Origin of the sequence: Rheinheimera maricola (assembly GCF_016918075.2) — a bacterium.
Classification (GTDB): Bacteria; Pseudomonadota; Gammaproteobacteria; order Enterobacterales; family Alteromonadaceae; genus Alishewanella; species Alishewanella maricola_A.
The window spans coordinates 40284-55812 of sequence record NZ_JAERPS020000001.1 but is presented as its reverse complement, the minus strand read 5'-3'; the positions used below and the strand labels follow the sequence as shown (position 1 = coordinate 55812).

Annotated in this window: 17 protein-coding genes; 8 read left to right on the top strand and 9 right to left on the bottom strand. The window is 49.2% G+C overall.

Translation table 11 applies throughout. The annotated features are described in order from the left end of the window. Positions 1-18: 18 nt before the first annotated feature. The 6 genes from lepB to rpoE form a co-directional block, all read right to left on the bottom strand. Positions 19-942, bottom strand: a complete 924-nt coding sequence (gene lepB / locus I4W93_RS00260; RefSeq protein ID WP_205312527.1) for a signal peptidase I — start codon at positions 940-942, stop codon at positions 19-21. Positions 943-954: 12 nt separating this feature from the next. Then, positions 955-2754: a translation elongation factor 4 gene (gene lepA / locus I4W93_RS00255; protein ID WP_205312528.1), complete on the bottom strand. Its 1800-nt coding sequence runs from the start codon at positions 2752-2754 to the stop codon at positions 955-957. Between the two features lie 134 nt (positions 2755-2888). Next, on the bottom strand, positions 2889-3380 hold the full coding sequence (locus I4W93_RS00250; RefSeq protein WP_205312529.1) for a SoxR reducing system RseC family protein: 492 nt from the start codon (positions 3378-3380) through the stop codon (positions 2889-2891). After that, complete coding sequence (locus I4W93_RS00245) at positions 3380-4306, bottom strand: MucB/RseB C-terminal domain-containing protein (RefSeq protein ID WP_224673181.1); 927 nt, start codon at positions 4304-4306, stop codon at positions 3380-3382. The genes I4W93_RS00250 and I4W93_RS00245 overlap by 1 nt, the downstream gene beginning before the upstream one ends. Beyond that, positions 4306-4926, bottom strand: coding sequence for a sigma-E factor negative regulatory protein (locus I4W93_RS00240; RefSeq protein ID WP_205312530.1), 621 nt, complete (start codon positions 4924-4926; stop codon positions 4306-4308). The genes I4W93_RS00245 and I4W93_RS00240 overlap by 1 nt, the downstream gene beginning before the upstream one ends. 40 nt (positions 4927-4966) lie before the next feature. Then, positions 4967-5542, bottom strand: a complete 576-nt coding sequence (rpoE, locus tag I4W93_RS00235; RefSeq protein WP_205312531.1) for an RNA polymerase sigma factor RpoE — start codon at positions 5540-5542, stop codon at positions 4967-4969. A gap of 148 nt (positions 5543-5690) precedes the next feature. Between rpoE and nadB the strand changes: the two genes are divergently transcribed. Continuing rightward, entirely contained in the window at positions 5691-7289 is a 1599-nt protein-coding gene (nadB, locus tag I4W93_RS00230) for an L-aspartate oxidase (protein ID WP_205312532.1), read from the top strand. A 12-nt stretch (positions 7290-7301) separates the two neighbouring features. Here nadB and I4W93_RS00225 read toward each other — a convergent pair whose 3' ends face one another. After that, positions 7302-7742 carry a protein YgfX gene (locus I4W93_RS00225; protein WP_205312533.1) on the bottom strand — a complete coding sequence of 147 codons (441 nt, stop codon included), beginning with the start codon at positions 7740-7742 and terminating at the stop codon, positions 7302-7304. Further along, entirely contained in the window at positions 7729-7980 is a 252-nt protein-coding gene (locus I4W93_RS00220; protein WP_205312534.1) for an FAD assembly factor SdhE, read from the bottom strand. Before I4W93_RS00220 ends, I4W93_RS00225 begins: the two co-directional genes overlap by 14 nt. Positions 7981-8126: 146 nt before the next feature. Here I4W93_RS00220 and ygfZ point away from each other — a divergent pair, with 146 nt between their 5' ends. From ygfZ to dbpA, 7 genes are all read left to right on the top strand, one after another. Further along, positions 8127-9119: a tRNA-modifying protein YgfZ gene (gene ygfZ / locus I4W93_RS00215; RefSeq protein ID WP_205312535.1), complete on the top strand. Its 993-nt coding sequence runs from the start codon at positions 8127-8129 to the stop codon at positions 9117-9119. Positions 9120-9129: 10 nt separating this feature from the next. After that, positions 9130-9615, top strand: coding sequence for an FKBP-type peptidyl-prolyl cis-trans isomerase (locus tag I4W93_RS00210; protein WP_205312536.1), 486 nt, complete (start codon positions 9130-9132; stop codon positions 9613-9615). Continuing rightward, a complete protein-coding gene (locus I4W93_RS00205) occupies positions 9596-10663 on the top strand; it encodes a DUF2804 domain-containing protein (protein WP_205312537.1) in 1068 nt (355 codons plus the stop codon). Before I4W93_RS00210 ends, I4W93_RS00205 begins: the two co-directional genes overlap by 20 nt. 96 nt (positions 10664-10759) lie before the next feature. Continuing rightward, positions 10760-11710 carry a M23 family metallopeptidase gene (locus I4W93_RS00200; RefSeq protein WP_205312538.1) on the top strand — a complete coding sequence of 317 codons (951 nt, stop codon included), beginning with the start codon at positions 10760-10762 and terminating at the stop codon, positions 11708-11710. Further along, a complete protein-coding gene (locus I4W93_RS00195) occupies positions 11614-12045 on the top strand; it encodes a bactofilin family protein (RefSeq protein ID WP_205312539.1) in 432 nt (143 codons plus the stop codon). Before I4W93_RS00200 ends, I4W93_RS00195 begins: the two co-directional genes overlap by 97 nt. A 111-nt stretch (positions 12046-12156) precedes the next feature. Next, the gene (locus I4W93_RS00190) at positions 12157-13476 is read left to right on the top strand and encodes an amidohydrolase (protein WP_205312540.1); all 1320 of its coding nucleotides are present in this window, start codon (positions 12157-12159) and stop codon (positions 13474-13476) included. Between the two features lie 138 nt (positions 13477-13614). Beyond that, complete coding sequence (dbpA, locus tag I4W93_RS00185; protein WP_205312541.1) at positions 13615-14997, top strand: ATP-dependent RNA helicase DbpA; 1383 nt, start codon at positions 13615-13617, stop codon at positions 14995-14997. A 46-nt stretch (positions 14998-15043) separates the two neighbouring features. Here dbpA and arfB read toward each other — a convergent pair whose 3' ends face one another. Next, complete coding sequence (gene arfB, locus I4W93_RS00180) at positions 15044-15463, bottom strand: alternative ribosome rescue aminoacyl-tRNA hydrolase ArfB (RefSeq protein WP_205312542.1); 420 nt, start codon at positions 15461-15463, stop codon at positions 15044-15046. Between the last annotated feature and the right edge of the window lie 66 nt (positions 15464-15529).

The window sequence follows — 15529 nt, the reverse complement described above, 5'->3', positions numbered from 1 at the left end:
ACGGAATGCGCTTTTAGCTTAGTGAATAGGACCAAGCCGGTCAAACCGCACACCTATTGGAACCCAGCCTGGAAGCCAGCTCTGTGGGTCCTCATTAAATTCAAAACTCATCCAGATAAATACTGCTTTACCGACCATATTATGCTCGGGGACAAAGCCCCAGAATCTGCCATCGCGGCTATTGTCCCGGTTATCACCCAGCACAAAATAGTGGCCGTCCGGCACTACAAATTCGTCTATCGCGGTACCGCGTTGTTTAAAGAAAAATTCAGTATGTTCGCGCCGTGCCGGCGTTTGCAAAATATCGTGCGCAACCTCACCAAGCTGCTCGGTATAGCGGCGCTGTGGGTATCGCTCCTGATAATATTCACCTTCATTTTTCAGGCTAAGCTCAACCGTTTCCAGCTTACCACAGCCGGTAGTTTGGCCCTCGGCACAGGCTTTTTCGATAAACAGTTGTTTATTGCGATAAATTACCCTGTCGCCTGGCAAACCGATAACACGCTTTATGTAATCGACCGTTGGCTGCTCAGGATACTTAAATACTGCCACGTCACCATGTTTCGGCTTGTTATTGCTGTACAAGGTACTGCGCCAAACAGGGTCTTTCACGTCATAAGAGAACTTCTCTACCAAAATAAAGTCGCCCACTAGTAAGGTTGGCATCATTGAACCAGACGGAATTTGAAACGGTTCATAAATAAAAGAGCGGAAAATGGTAATTAGCGCAATAACCGGAAAAATCGACTTCGCCGTTTCAACAATCTGCGGCTCTTTAAGCAGACTTTCGCTGCTGTCTACTGGTAATTGCCCACCGGCCGAAGCCTGGGCTAGTACCAGTTTTTGCTGACGCTTGGGTGCCAGCACCAATGCATCTAACAGCCACACTAATCCACTGGCAAGTGTGAGCAGCACCAGAAATATTGCAAAATAACCCGCCATAAAATCCCTTAATTATTTACCGACTTTTAGAATGGCTAAGAAGGCTTCTTGTGGTACTTCCACATTACCTACCTGCTTCATTCGCTTTTTACCGTCTTTCTGCTTTTGCAGCAGCTTTTTCTTCCGGCTGATGTCACCACCGTAACATTTCGCCAATACGTTTTTACGCATCTGTTTAATGGTGGTACGAGCAATAACGTGATTGCCAATAGCAGCCTGAATGGCAATATCAAACATCTGCCGCGGGATCAGCTCTTTTAACTTTTCTGCCAACTGACGGCCACGGCCCTGAGCAAAATCGATATGGCTGATAATGGCCAACGCATCAACACGTTCGCCGTTAATCAAAATATCCACGCGCTGCATATTTGACGTCTGAAAGCGTTTAAACGAATAGTCCAATGAAGCATAACCGCGGCTGGTAGACTTTAGCCGGTCAAAGAAGTCCATCACCACTTCTGCCATCGGCAGTTCATACACCACCGCGACCTGGCGACCGTGGTAGCTCATATTCACTTGCACGCCACGCTTTTCGATACACAGGGTAATAACGTTACCCAGGTATTCTTGCGGTACCAAAATGTGCGCTTCAACGATCGGTTCACGGATTTCGTCAATGTCATTTACCGCCGGCAGAGCGCTGGGGTTATCGACCATGACCGTTTCACCATTTTTTTTCAGCACCTCGTACACTACGGTAGGTGCTGTGGTGATCAGATCCAGGTCATATTCGCGCTCGAGTCGTTCCTGAATAATTTCCATGTGTAGCATACCAAGGAAACCAATACGGAAGCCAAAACCCAGTGCACCAGAGTTTTCTGGTTCGTAAAATAGTGATGAATCATTCAGGCTTAACTTAGCCAGCGCATCACGAAAATCTTCGTAATCGTCGCTCGACACCGGGAACACACCGGCATAAACCTGAGGTTTAATACGTTTAAAACCTGGTAAGGCTTTTTCAGCACTATTTTTCGCTAACGTCAGCGTGTCGCCTACTGGCGCGCCCTTAATCTCTTTAATACCGGCGATAACGAAGCCTACTTCACCGGTTTTTAACTCACCGGTGTTAGTTGCTTTGGGACTAAATACCCCAACTTTGTCAACTTCGTATGTCTGGCCGGTCGACATCACTTTAATTTTGTCTTTGGCTTTAATGCTGCCATGCTTCACCCGCACCAACGACACAACGCCTTGGTAAGCATCAAACCAGGAGTCGATAATTAATGCCTGAGTCGCTTGTTCAGGCTCGCCCTCCGGTGGCGGAATTTTTTTCACAATGGTTTCCAGCACATCTTTAATGCCAATGCCCGTTTTAGCGGAGCATTGCACAGCACCCAATGCTTCAATACCGATAATGTCTTCTATTTCTTCGGCAACACGTTCGGGTTCGGCCTGCGGTAAATCAATTTTGTTCAGTACCGGTATAACTTCCAAATTCATTTCCAGCGCGGTATAGCAATTTGCTACGGTTTGCGCTTCAACACCCTGCCCGGCATCCACTACCAGCAACGCACCTTCACATGCCGCCAGTGAACGACTCACTTCATACGTAAAATCGACATGACCGGGCGTATCGATAAAGTTCAGCTGATAGGTTTCACCGTCATCGGCTTTGTAATACAGCGTTACGCTTTGCGCTTTAATGGTTATACCGCGCTCGCGCTCCAGATCCATTGAATCGAGCACCTGAGCTTGCATTTCGCGATCAGATAAACCGCCGCAGAACTGAATCAAACGGTCCGATAAGGTCGATTTACCATGGTCAATATGAGCAATAACTGAAAAGTTTCTGATGTGATTAAGTTTAGGCATGTTGTCCGCAAAACTGTAAGCGTAATGTCAGATCACAGACGCTGAGTTAACACGTTTGGGTCTGCTGCAATTACGCGGGTTATTCCGATAAATTAGCGCGAATTGTACTCTATCCAGCGTCAGCTTGCTATGTGTTATTCACTGCTGCCCCATGACGGTATTGCACGCCTGCTAGCAAGCGACTGTTGGCTGACAGCCAGCGAGGGTAACACCTGTAAGATACGTAGCTGCACCGCTCCGGCCTGCGACCGGTCGTATTGGCGCGCCAACATAAAACCGATACCGGCACCCAGTAATGCCAGTAAAATAATCCAGCCTTCAGCCAGCGCCAAACCAGAGCCAACCATGGTGAACAAAATCAAACTGAGTAACGGCAGCAAATAAACCATAAGTGCTGCCTTGACCAGACTAGCTTCGTGCAAACCTATTTTTACCTGTTCGCCCGGCAGCAATTGCAATTCAGTGGCAATATAGAAGTGTTGTGTTCTGGGAGTGATAGTTTTAGCGACAATACCGGTACCACAGTCATCACTGACTTGACAGGCGTTGCAACTGGCCACCGGTGTTGTTGTCAGCCAAAGACCATTGTCAGCGGCGCGCACAACGGTGGCAATTTCTTCCACCATTAGCGCACCGCGCCAGCCAATTGCCGCGCGGTGTCAATGCTCACGGGGCCGATAACTGTTATTTCAAGCTGATTCTGAGTTTCCACGTAAATAGTCGTTGCGCCATCACGATAAGCTTGGGTTGGCATACGCTGGGCGTTTTGCACAAATACCGATACCTGATGCAAGCCATCACTCAGTAACCAATAACTCAACAAACTGCCACCTAACTGCGGGATATCTGCCGGATTAGACACTTGCTGATAACCCTGCGGCATCCAGTTTAATTGGTGACTTGATTGTGGTGTTGCGGCCGCCACTGCGGACGCAGCTGGCGGTAACTCTGCCGCCATTAAGGCATTAAGATTGTCTGGAAACTCCGCAGTAATTTGCATATGCGTAACCAACCAACGCTCTAAGGCATTTTGCTGCTCTGACAAGGTATCAATACGTAACGGGAAACCCGTCTCGTCATCCAGCCACAACCAATAATGATAACGGCCACTGTCTTTAGCCGTCAGGCGCAGTAATTGCGCACTGCGACCTGACATTACCGAACTGCTGCCAGCAACCGCGTTATATAGCTTACTCACATTGTCTTTGGCTTCAAACAATAGGGCAGGCAACTCGGCGATGCTAGAGGCTTCGGTAACAAAAGCAGGTCTGTCGGTCAGTAAATAATACACCTGGGCATCACGGCGCAGTATATCTACGCCATTGGTGTCTAACGGAATAAGATGTTCAATTTCGTTGTCGCCACTGCGGCCGTGGATCCAGCGGTAAGTATCAGCCTTACCGCCTTTTAACACCACAAAAGACGTATCGAAATTGTATTGCCGCACTGCGGTTTGCACTTTGTCAAACAAGGCCCAGCCGCTTTGCTCAGCCTGCGCCAGACCAGACAGCATCAGTAACACTATGGCACTACATAAGCCAGAGAATCGCATTATTGTTGCTCGTTGTTCACCGTACTGTTTTCGGTTTGGCTAGCTTGCTGTGATTGCTCCAACACCCTAACTTGCTGGCGATGGGCATTTAACAGCGCTTGCAGCCGCTTTTGTTGCTCTAACATTGCCTGTTGTTCTTGCTCGGCAAAGCGGTCGTCGACCGTTGTCTGGCTTAAGCTTACTGGCGTGTAAAACCCAGCTACTGGCTGTGTTTGCAATACCGGCAGCGGCGACAGGCTGTCTGCGCTACCTGTCTGTTGGTACTGCTGCATACCAAATACTGCCATTAATGCAACACCGGCGGCAACCGCACCCTGTGCCACCGGTTGTAACCAGCGGCCATTTGCAGCCGCGCTTACTGTCATACGAATGCGCTGCAACAAATTACGATCGTTTTGTAACTGATACACTGGCTCATCTGCCAAGCTGGCAGCGAAATCGTCAGCAAAGTTATTTGGCAAGGCACTTGCTGTTTCACGGCGCAATGTGGCGCCGATCAGATGGTAGCGCTGCAGTGTATCCTGGTATTCAGCCTGAGTGAGCAAACTGTCAAGTTGTGCTTTGGTCAGTGGCTGATTGTCACTGGCAGCAGAGAGCCAATCCTGATTTTCTAACGACATAGTGTTTCCTGTCTTAAATTACTGGTTTTTGCCCTGACTGCTAGCTTATTAACGGCTTAAGCTGCAAATCAATTGCTTCGCGTGCTCGAAAAATACGACTTCTGACAGTGCCTATCGGACAGGCCATGACTTCCGCAATTTCTTCATAACTTAACCCTTCAAGTTCACGCAACGTAATAGCAGTACGCAACTCGTCAGGCAATTTTTCAATGGTGCTAAACACCACATTACGTATCTCATCGGACAATAATAGTTTTTCCGGTGAGTCTTGTTCTTTTAAGGCATCGCTACCTTCGAAATACTCTGCGTCTTCAGCGTCAACATCTGTTGCCGGTGGTTTACGACCATTAGCTACCAGATAGTTTTTCGCACTGTTTACCGCAATACGATACAGCCAGGTATAAAACGCACTTTCACCACGAAACCCCGGAATTGCGCGATAGGCTTTAATAAAAGCTTCCTGCGCGACATCTGCAACGTCTCCGTGGTTAGAGACGTAACGGGAAATTAAGTTCGCTATCCTGTGCTGATATTTTTTTACCAATACATTAAAGGCGGCTTTATCGCCTTGTTGTACCCGCTGGACAATCTGCCAGTCCAATTCTTGCTCGCTCATGTTCGAGCTAATCCCCTGTAATACTAATCATTATACTAACTGGCGCTGGTCTAGCGTGCAGGTATGACCGTGCCCACCAGAAATAGTTCTGCGAAGTTTAGCAAAAAAGCTACAATAGCCCGACTTTGAATGATGGCCAGTGTATCGCATGACACAAGCAAAAGAATATCTCTGTGATGTATTAATTATTGGCAGCGGTGCTGCCGGTTTGTCGTTGGCATTGCAACTGGCCGATAAAGCCAAAGTGCTGGTGTTAAGCAAAGGGCCGCTGCGCGAGGGCTCTACCCTATACGCACAAGGCGGTATTGCTGCGGTGTTTGATGAAAACGACAGCATCGCCTCACATGTTGATGATACGCTAGTTGCCGGTGCTGGCTTATGCGACGAAGCTGCAGTGCAATTTACCGCCGGAAACGCTAAAACCGCGATGGAATGGCTTATTGCTCAGGGCGTGCCGTTTGATCAGTATCAGGATAACGACGGCAGTCTGAAATACCACCTTACGCGCGAAGGCGGCCACAGTCACCGGCGTATTCTGCACGCCGCTGACGCCACCGGCCAGGCAGTCCAAATTACGCTGGTTGACAAAGTTAAAGCCCACCCTAATATTGAATTGCTGGAAAACTACAACGCTATCGACCTGATTAATGGCCGTAAAATAGGCCTTGACGCTAAGCGCTGTTACGGTGCCTATGTCTGGAACAAAGAGGCGGCTAAAGTTGAACTGGTACGGGCCCGTTTTGTGGCACTGGCAACCGGTGGCGCCAGTAAAGTGTACCTTTATACCAGTAACCCTGACGTTGCCAGCGGCGATGGTATTGCCATGGCCTGGCGTGCAGGGTGCCGGGTGGCGAATATGGAATTTAACCAATTTCACCCCACCAGCTTATATCACCCGGATGCACCTAATTTTTTAATTACCGAGGCCATGCGTGGCGAGGGCGCTTATTTAAAACGCCCCGATGGTAGCCGCTTCATGCCCGACTTTGACGAACGAGCCGAATTAGCGCCCCGTGACATCGTTGCCCGCGCCATTGACTATGAAATGAAACGCTTAGGTGCCAATTGCGTTTATCTGGATATCAGCCATAAAGCAAAAGATTTTATTATCGAGCACTTTCCTACCATTTATGCCAAATGTTTAAGCGTGGGTATAGATATTACCCGCCAGCCCATACCAGTAGTGCCTGCAGCACATTACACTTGTGGCGGCGTAATGGTAAATTTAAACGGCCAAACTGATCTGACTAATTTATATGCGATTGGTGAGGTAGCCTATACCGGTTTGCACGGCGCCAACCGAATGGCCAGTAATTCGTTACTGGAATGCATTGTATTCGCCCAAGCGGCGGCTGCACATATTCTGGCGCAGTTAAACCCCAGCAGTGAACTTGCACAACTGCCGCCGTGGGATGACAGCCGGGTGAGCAATTCAGACGAAGAAGTAGTCATCACGCATAACTGGCATGAACTCAGACTGTTTATGTGGGATTATGTTGGCATAGTCCGTACCAATAAGCGCCTGGAGCGCGCCTTGCATCGGGTGGAATTGCTGCAACGTGAGATCCAGGAATACTACAGCCACTTTCGCATCAGTCATAACCTGTTGGAACTGCGTAATCTGGTACAGGTAGCAGAACTGATTATTCACTGTGCTTTAGCGCGTAAAGAAAGCCGCGGCCTGCATTACAACCTCGACTATCCAGCGCTGCAGCAAGACAGCAAACCAACCATTTTGAAACCCTAAATAGCCTGGCCGTCAAAGCGTTGTGTTTTCATTACGCTCTGATGGCCAATTGCGCTGATTCAGCACCCTGGCCAAAGTACGAAACGCATCATCAGTGCACTGATCAGCCCATACCCATTTATCATAACAGCGCTGGTCAGGCGCACTGTACCAGCGCAGCCGCAACAGATACTGGCTTACCAGACCAACACGTTGCAGTTGGCCAGATGGCAATGCTGCGCCAAACCAATACAGCTCGCCAGTGTCGCTAAGTGTCAGCATAAGGTGCTGCTGTTGTTGGTAGTACAACGCATACCAGCGCCAATAAAATAGCAACAGCGGCACTGCAGCCAATAAGGCGTGCATTGAACTCATGCTGGTCGTCGCCACCAAGCATGCTGGTAGCGCTGCCAGTAGCAGTAATAAACGCCGGTAAACTTTACTCGGCGCTAAGCTGATATTATACGCGGACACGGTCCAGTATCAGCTGAATAAGTGCCTGGATAGCCGGGTCAGTTGATTTACCATGCCCCATAAACCAGGCAAATAAATCCGGATCATCAGATGCCAGCAAACGCTCAAAATCTTGCTTTTGTTGCAAACTCAGCGCGTCATAGCCCTCCTCAACAAAGGGCGCCAGCAGTACATCCAGCTCCAACATGCCGCGACGGCAAGCCCAGCGTAATCTTGGTTTAATCATTAACTCTGTCATAACCTTCCTTAAAAGTGACTGCCTGGTTGACACGCTTTGATACCAACGGATTCTAACAAAATTCTACCTACGGGGTTGAGCTTTTGCGGCTTTCACCCAATGATAACTACATTCGTTCCAGCTTTTGTGATACCCAAGACCTAATTATGCATACATCATGGCTAACTGCAGAACAATACGCTTCATTATCCACTCAGGTTCAAGGCGCATTTATCGCGCCGCTACCCGCCTTTGACAGTGTACTGATAGGCGGCGTTGACAATCATAAATACTTGCAAGGTCAAACCACCTGCGATCTGGACCAACTGACCGATGACGATTTTTTACACGGTGCACATTGCGACGCCAAGGGAAAAATGTGGTCGCAGTTTTATTTGGCTAAAACGGCAGACCAGCTAATTGCGCTGGCCTTTCGTGACGAACTGAGCGCGTCTTTGGCGCAATGGAAAAAATTTGGTGTATTTTCCAAAGTTAGCTTTGAAGCCGGCCAACCACATTTTGCCGTATTTGGGTTAGGCGGCACTGCCAGCCCCAATACTGATGCTAACGACGTAGCGCAACTGATAATCCATTTAGGTTTTAACGTACCAGAACCTGGCAGGCTTAGCCGGCACAACGGCGCCATGCTGTTGGCGTTAGCGCAGGATCATTTCTTATTGATGATGCCACTGGAAGATGCCAGGCAACTGATGCAACAAGCGCTGCCATTTGCAGCACCAACAGCCTGGTTAGTGCAGCATATCAAACATGGTTTTAGCTATCTTGAACAGGGTTTAATTGGCGAGTTTGTGCCACAAATGCTTAACTTACAGGCGCTCGATGCAATTAGTTTTACTAAAGGCTGTTATATTGGCCAGGAAACCGTAGCCAGACTAAAATACCGGGGTGGCAATAAAAGGGCGGCATTTATTTTAACGGCTGATACCGATGAAACCCCCGCAGCCGGTAGCGATATAGAAATACAACTGGGTGAAAACTGGCGCCGGAGCGGCCAGGTTGTTAATGCCGCCAATATTCATAACCAACTGTGGTTAATTGCGGTATTACCAAACGACATAACACCGGCAGACTCACTACGGCTTAGCAGCGACAGTGCACCGGCACTGCGCCTGATGCCGTTACCTTACTCGTTAAATTAAAGAGGTTTTCATGACCATTTCTCAGGACAAAGTTGTCGCCATGCACTATACCGTTACCGATCCTAAAGGTAATGAATTAGACACCTCCATCGGTGGCGAACCTTTAGTCTTCTTATTTGGCCACGGTTCGTTAATTCCTGGTTTAGAGCAGGCATTGGCTGGAAAAGCGGCTGGCGACAAATTTAAAGCCGATATCTCGGCAGCTGATGCTTACGGCGAGCGCCATGACGCCCTGACACAGGCAGTACCTAAGTCGATGTTTGAAGGCATGGACGTTGCAGTTGGCATGCGTTTTCGTGCGGCGGGGCCAGATGGTCGTGAGCAATCGGTAATTGTACTGGAAGTAACTGAAGAAGAAGTGGTAGTAGATGGTAACCATCCTTTGTCTGGTATTGATTTGAGCTTCGATGTTGAAGTGCTATTGGTACGCGACGCCACCCACGAAGAGCTGGATCATGGCCATGTGCATGGTATAGATGGCCACGCCGATCATTAATCAAAGCAGCCAGAGCAGCGCCGCAGCGCGCTGCATGGCGCAGCCGCTAGCCGCTAATATCCTGATAAATGCCAATGGCGAGCCCCGCTTTGGCCATTTCGCCACGCCGGTAACAGAATTAGCCATACCGCAGTTTGTTTATCGCAATGTTATGGATAAGCCGGCCAGCGCGTTGGCCAAGTATCTGCATTTTAAGCAATTTCAGTTTATCAGCATCAGCCACCCGGATTGGCAAATCGGCATCGCCATCGCCGATATCCGCTATGCCGGTAGTGCGTTTTGCTATTTTTACGATCGTCACAGCAACAGCCTTGACGAAATTGAGCTGATAAGGCCCTTTAGCCTTGGGGTTCAGATGAGCCCCTCTCCCACCGTCGGCACTGCCCGCATTAACGGTGCTCAAAGCATCGCTATGACATTGCAGCAGTACAATTGGCACCTTAGCCTAAAAGGCGCACTATTAAGCGGAGAATTAACCCTGCATGGCGATGTCGATAGCTCGCCACTGGCATTGTGTACAGCAACAGGCTACAACGGCTGGACCTATACGCAAAAACATAATGCGCTGCCTGTTAGCGGCAAATTACATTATCGCGACACGGCACTAGACTTAACCACCGCGCTTGGTGGCTATGATTTTTCAGCCGGTTATATGCGCCGGGAAACCAGCTGGCGCTGGGGTAGTATTAGTGCGCACTTGCCACAAGGCAGGTTTGGTTTAAATTTGGCCAATGGTGTCAATGAAACCGGTAACACTGAAAACTGTTTCTGGCTTAATGGCAGCAAACAGTTACTTCCACCGGTAAATATTCGCCTTAATCGGCAACAGCCAGCCCAGCCCTGGCAATTTGTTAGCACCGATAAACAGCTAAATTTGCAATTTCAACCTACAGGCTGTCGCCAACAACGGCTAAATATGGGCATTGTCGCGAGTAATTTTCGGCAGTATTGCGGGACTTTTTCCGGTGAACTACAGCTTGAAACTGGTGAAAAACTTGCACTAAACCAGGTGCCTGGTTTGGCAGAAGATCATTTTGCCCGCTGGTAACATGCTATTAGCAGTCGCAGTAAATTCTTGACACTGACGCCAAAGCCACATATTTTTACCGACTGTCTGAAATCCCATTGAGAGCTACTGGCCTGAATGAAAGATCGTATTATCATTTCTGTCTCGACGATCAATGGTACCCGCCATTTTAATGTCAGCAAATTATTTAAACGTAATGCTGTTATCGCCATGTGGGCTTTACTGTTTGGTTTAATTATTACCGCCGCGGTGATTGATTATTTGTTGCGCAGTGTCGAGCAAAGCCAGGCACAACGCTCTTACCTGGCCAGCCAGGCCAGTACCTTGCGCGATGAAATCGCCACCTTACAAAGCAGTAAGTCTGCGCTGGCACAAGAGTTAACGCTTAAACAAGATGAAATGTTGCAAGTGATTAACCGCGTTGGTGAAATTGAACTGGCACTTGGCTTAGAGCAGCAATATCCTCAAGACTTAGAAAACCGTCTCGACACAGCGTCGGTTAACTCTGTTGCCCGTCAAACCATGTTGCAACTGGTGCCCAATGGCTCACCGCTGGAATTTAGCCGTCGTTCATCACGTTTTGGTTTACGCCAGCATCCTATAGTCGGTAAACAGCAGCACCATAAAGGTGTCGATTTATCTGCCGGTCGCGGTACGGCTGTGTATGCCCCTGCCGATGGTGTGGTAGAAGTTATGCGTTCCAGCAAACAAGGTTTCGGCAATTTACTAAAAATACGCCATGCCTTTGGGTTTTCTACTCTGTATGCCCATTTGGATGAGTTTAAGGTAAAGTCTGGCCACTTTGTTCACAAAGGCGAGCTAATTGCCACCTCGGGTAATACCGGCTTATCAACCGCACCACACTTACATTACGAAGTACATTTCCTCGATCGGGCGCTTAATCCGCAAAGCTTTATGGATTGGGACGCGGCAAATTTCGATCTGGTATTTGAGAAGGAAAGGAGCATTAAATGGGACTCTTTAGTCAGCATGCTGGAAACCAAGGCAAGCACTCAGTTACAACTGTCATTGCACAAGGATGCACAATTAACGGCAATCTCCGACTAAGCTGCGATCTGCAGATAGACGGCTATATTGAAGGTAAAATCGTCAGCGAAAAAACACTGGTTATTAGTGTCGGCGGGCGGATAAAGGGCGAACTAACCGCCGATAAGGTAATTATTAACGGTATGTTTGAAGGCGAATGCTTTGCCAATAGTGTGGAAATTTTGCCGCAGGGCAAAGCACATGGCACCATTCACTGTGATGATTTGAGCATTGAACGCGGCGGAAGTTTTATTGGTAAAACACTGCCCGCCTCTGCTGAGCAGGTTATCAGCCTGCCCAAGTCTGATAGCCCCGAAGATAAAATATTGGCTAACAAAAGCGCTGATCAAGCCTAACGCCTTTATCGCATTATCACAGCACATCAACGTATGCCGGTCGCAAAAGCTGGCATTTTATCAGGTGCCGCGTTAGCTTAGATTAATATCATTAATGTTAAGGCGCCCCTGATGAAAACCACTCTAATTGCTGGATTAATTGGTTTAACCAGCTTTTGTACACTCGCTGCCAGCAGCTTGTCCAATCAAATTCAGCAAGACTACCAACAACACCTTGGCACCCTGTTCAAACACTTTCACCAACACCCTGAACTGTCGCATATGGAACACCAAACGGCGAAACGGCTTGCCAAAGAGTTGCGTGCCGCCGGTTTTGACGTAACCGAAGGCGTTGGCAAAACGGGCATTGTAGCGATGCTAAAAAATGGCCCGGGGCCCTTAGTCATGATGCGTGCCGACATGGATGGCCTGCCAGTAGAAGAAAAATCGGGTTTATCCTATGCCTCTAAGGCCAAGCAAACAGACTGGGACGGCAATGATGTTCATGTGATGCATGCTTGTGGCCATGACGTACACATTACCAGCCTGGTAGGCACAGCCCGGCGCATGGCGGCGATGAAAGATCAATGGTCCGGCACACTGATGCTGGTAGGCCAACCCGCTGAAGAACGCGTTGGCGGCGCCAAAGGCATGATGCAAGACAATATCTGGGGCCGCTTTGGCCAGCCCGATTACGCACTGGCGTTTCATGTTTCATCCGAAATAGAAGCCGGTAAAATTGTCGCCGTTGAAGGCTCACCCTACTCCGGCGTTGACAGCATTGATATTACAGTACACGGCGTTGGCGCACATGGCGCCAGCCCACACCGCGGCAAAGACCCTATAGTACTGGGCGCACAAATTGTGCTGGCGCTACAAACTATAGTTAGCCGTGAAATCGCGCCGAAAGAGCCGGCGCTTATCACCGTTGGTGCCTTTCATAGCGGCACCAAGCATAATATTATTTCCGACAAAGCCCATTTGCAGCTAACCGTGCGCAACGACAGCTGGGAAACCCGCGAGTACCTGATGGCGGCCATTAAGCGAGTGGCGGAAAATTTAGGCCGCGCGGCGGGCTTACCTGAAGATAAACTGCCGGAAGTGGTTATATCTGACGAACCCACTCCACCTACCGTGAACGATATTCCACTGACGCAACGGCTGAAAAAAGCTTGGGCAGCCAAGATGGGCCAACCGGTGTTTGATGAAAACTACAAACGCTTAGGCATGGGCGCCGAAGACTTTCCGTTTTTTACCACTGAGCCCTATATCCCCAGCACTTACTTTGCCGTAGGCGGTACGCCGGCTGAAGATTTTGCTGCCGAGAAAGCCGGAGGTCCGGCAGTGCCCAGCCACCATAGCCCGCTGTTTAAAATCAGCCCGCAACCAGCAGTAACCAAGGGCGTTGAGGCAACAGTAATAGCCCTGCTGGATTTAATGCCAAAGCAGTAGCCCCGACACAGCAAGGCAGTAAATACTGCCTTGCTGAAATTTTCACCATCAGACTAATGCAAAGCCACGCCATTCTGCTACAATGCCGCCCCTTTTGCAGGCGATGGCCCGCAGTTTTTATATTTGCGGAGCAGCAGCATGAGCAATACCTCGTTTTCCAGCCTGAATTTGCCAGACGCTTTAATAAGCAATTTGCAAGATTTAGGTTATACCGAAATGACCACCATTCAGGCGCAAGCGCTGCCCGCTATTCTTAATGGCCAGGATGTTATTGCCCAGGCAAAAACCGGCTCCGGCAAAACAGCAGCTTTTGGTTTGGGCTTGTTAGCTAAACTGGATGTAAAGTATTTCCGCGTGCAAACCCTGGTGTTATGCCCAACGCGTGAGCTAGCCGATCAAGTCGCGGCAGAGCTGCGTAGACTGGCCCGCAGCATTCATAATATTAAAATTCTTACCCTGTGCGGTGGTGTGCCTCTTGGCCCGCAAATTGGCTCGCTAGAACATGGCGCGCACATCATAGTTGGTACGCCGGGCCGGGTGATTGACCATCTGAATAGCGAGCGCTTAAAGTTGGACGATCTAACCACGCTAGTGCTGGATGAAGCCGACCGCATGTTGGAAATGGGTTTTCAAGCAGATTTAGATGCTGTTATCGCCAAAGCGCCAGCAAAACGACAGACACTGCTGTTCAGCGCCACTTACCCTGCCGCCATTGCCAAACTAAGTGAGCGTTTATTAAATAATCCAGTGCGGGTAACAGTGGCAGAGCAACACAACACCAGTAGCATCGAACAAAAGTTTTTTCAGGTAAGCGACAATAGCGTGCGCTTTAATGCACTGCGTAATTTATTGTTGCAATATCAGGGCCAAAGCAGCATGGTGTTTTGCAATACCAAGCGCGAAACACAAGACGTTGCCGACGCCTTAAAAGACTATGGTTTTAGTGTGTTGGCGCTACACGGAGATATGGAGCAAAAAGACCGCGACCAAACGCTGGTGCAGTTCGCCAATGGCAGCGCCTGTATTCTGGTAGCTACCGACGTTGCCGCCCGCGGTTTGGATATCAGCAGTGTAGATGCGGTATTTAACTACCAATTGGCGCACGACGCCGACACCCACACCCACCGTATCGGCCGCACCGGCCGTGCTGGCCAAAGCGGTGTCGCGCTTAGCTTGTTTACCGCCAGCGATGCAGCAAAGCTTATTCCATTGGAAGATGGCTTGGGCATAAAAATTGAAGCCAGCGAGCTGCCCGCGGTTGATTTTGCTACGCAAATTCCAGCAACGCCCCTGATGGCAACGTTGCAGTTAGATGGTGGCAAAAAACATAAAATTCGTGCCGGAGATATTGTTGGTGCCCTAACGGCCAGCAAGCAACTGACGAATGATGATTTGGGCAAAATTCAATTGCATGACATCTGGAGCTTTGTTGCAGTAAAACGCAGTGCAGTAAGGTTGGCGCTGCAGTTAATTCAACAAGGTAAGATTAAAGGCAAAAGCATCCGCGCCCGGGCGCTGTAGCCCGTAAACCAACAGTTTTGAAGCTTGATTCGAGTCCACTGCTAAACTAAACCTGCGGCTTACCCTGGCGCAGGGCCTTAGTCGCACCGCGTTGCTTTTTATGCTCCAGCCGGCGCTGCTGGCTGCCGTAAGTGGCTTTGGTGGCCACGCGCTTTTTGGCGACTCTGCCCGCCGATTGCACCAGCTCAATAAACTGCGCCAGCGCCTGTTCGCGGTTCATTTCCTGGCTGCGGCTTTGCTGGCATTTAATAATAATTTTTCCGCTTTGGGTAATACGATGGTCAGATTTTGCCAGCAGTTTATCTTTATAAAACTGCGGCAAGCTACTGGCGTTAATATCAAAAATTAACTGCGCTGCAGTAGACACCTTGTTTACATGCTGGCCACCGGCGCCGCTGGAGCGGATAAACTGCCACTCCACCTCGTTGTCGTTTAGTACCACACTGTTTGAAATCTGAATTGCCATCTGCATCCATTGTGAGTTGCTGTTATGCCGGCATCAAACCATAAGCAGCGCCCCGTTACAAGTTCA

Coding starts and splice junctions, on each gene's coding strand:
- lepB (WP_205312527.1), bottom strand. CDS start 942: ATGGCGGGTTATTTTGCAATATTTCTGGTGCTGCTCACACTTGCCAGT.
- lepA (WP_205312528.1), bottom strand. CDS start 2,754: ATGCCTAAACTTAATCACATCAGAAACTTTTCAGTTATTGCTCATATT.
- I4W93_RS00250 (WP_205312529.1), bottom strand. CDS start 3,380: ATGGTGGAAGAAATTGCCACCGTTGTGCGCGCCGCTGACAATGGTCTT.
- I4W93_RS00245 (WP_224673181.1), bottom strand. CDS start 4,306: ATGCGATTCTCTGGCTTATGTAGTGCCATAGTGTTACTGATGCTGTCT.
- I4W93_RS00240 (WP_205312530.1), bottom strand. CDS start 4,926: ATGTCGTTAGAAAATCAGGATTGGCTCTCTGCTGCCAGTGACAATCAG.
- rpoE (WP_205312531.1), bottom strand. CDS start 5,542: ATGAGCGAGCAAGAATTGGACTGGCAGATTGTCCAGCGGGTACAACAA.
- nadB (WP_205312532.1), top strand. CDS start 5,691: ATGACACAAGCAAAAGAATATCTCTGTGATGTATTAATTATTGGCAGC.
- I4W93_RS00220 (WP_205312534.1), bottom strand. CDS start 7,980: ATGACAGAGTTAATGATTAAACCAAGATTACGCTGGGCTTGCCGTCGC.
- ygfZ (WP_205312535.1), top strand. CDS start 8,127: ATGCATACATCATGGCTAACTGCAGAACAATACGCTTCATTATCCACT.
- I4W93_RS00210 (WP_205312536.1), top strand. CDS start 9,130: ATGACCATTTCTCAGGACAAAGTTGTCGCCATGCACTATACCGTTACC.
- I4W93_RS00205 (WP_205312537.1), top strand. CDS start 9,596: ATGGCCACGCCGATCATTAATCAAAGCAGCCAGAGCAGCGCCGCAGCG.
- I4W93_RS00200 (WP_205312538.1), top strand. CDS start 10,760: ATGAAAGATCGTATTATCATTTCTGTCTCGACGATCAATGGTACCCGC.
- I4W93_RS00195 (WP_205312539.1), top strand. CDS start 11,614: ATGGGACTCTTTAGTCAGCATGCTGGAAACCAAGGCAAGCACTCAGTT.
- I4W93_RS00190 (WP_205312540.1), top strand. CDS start 12,157: ATGAAAACCACTCTAATTGCTGGATTAATTGGTTTAACCAGCTTTTGT.
- dbpA (WP_205312541.1), top strand. CDS start 13,615: ATGAGCAATACCTCGTTTTCCAGCCTGAATTTGCCAGACGCTTTAATA.
- arfB (WP_205312542.1), bottom strand. CDS start 15,463: ATGGCAATTCAGATTTCAAACAGTGTGGTACTAAACGACAACGAGGTG.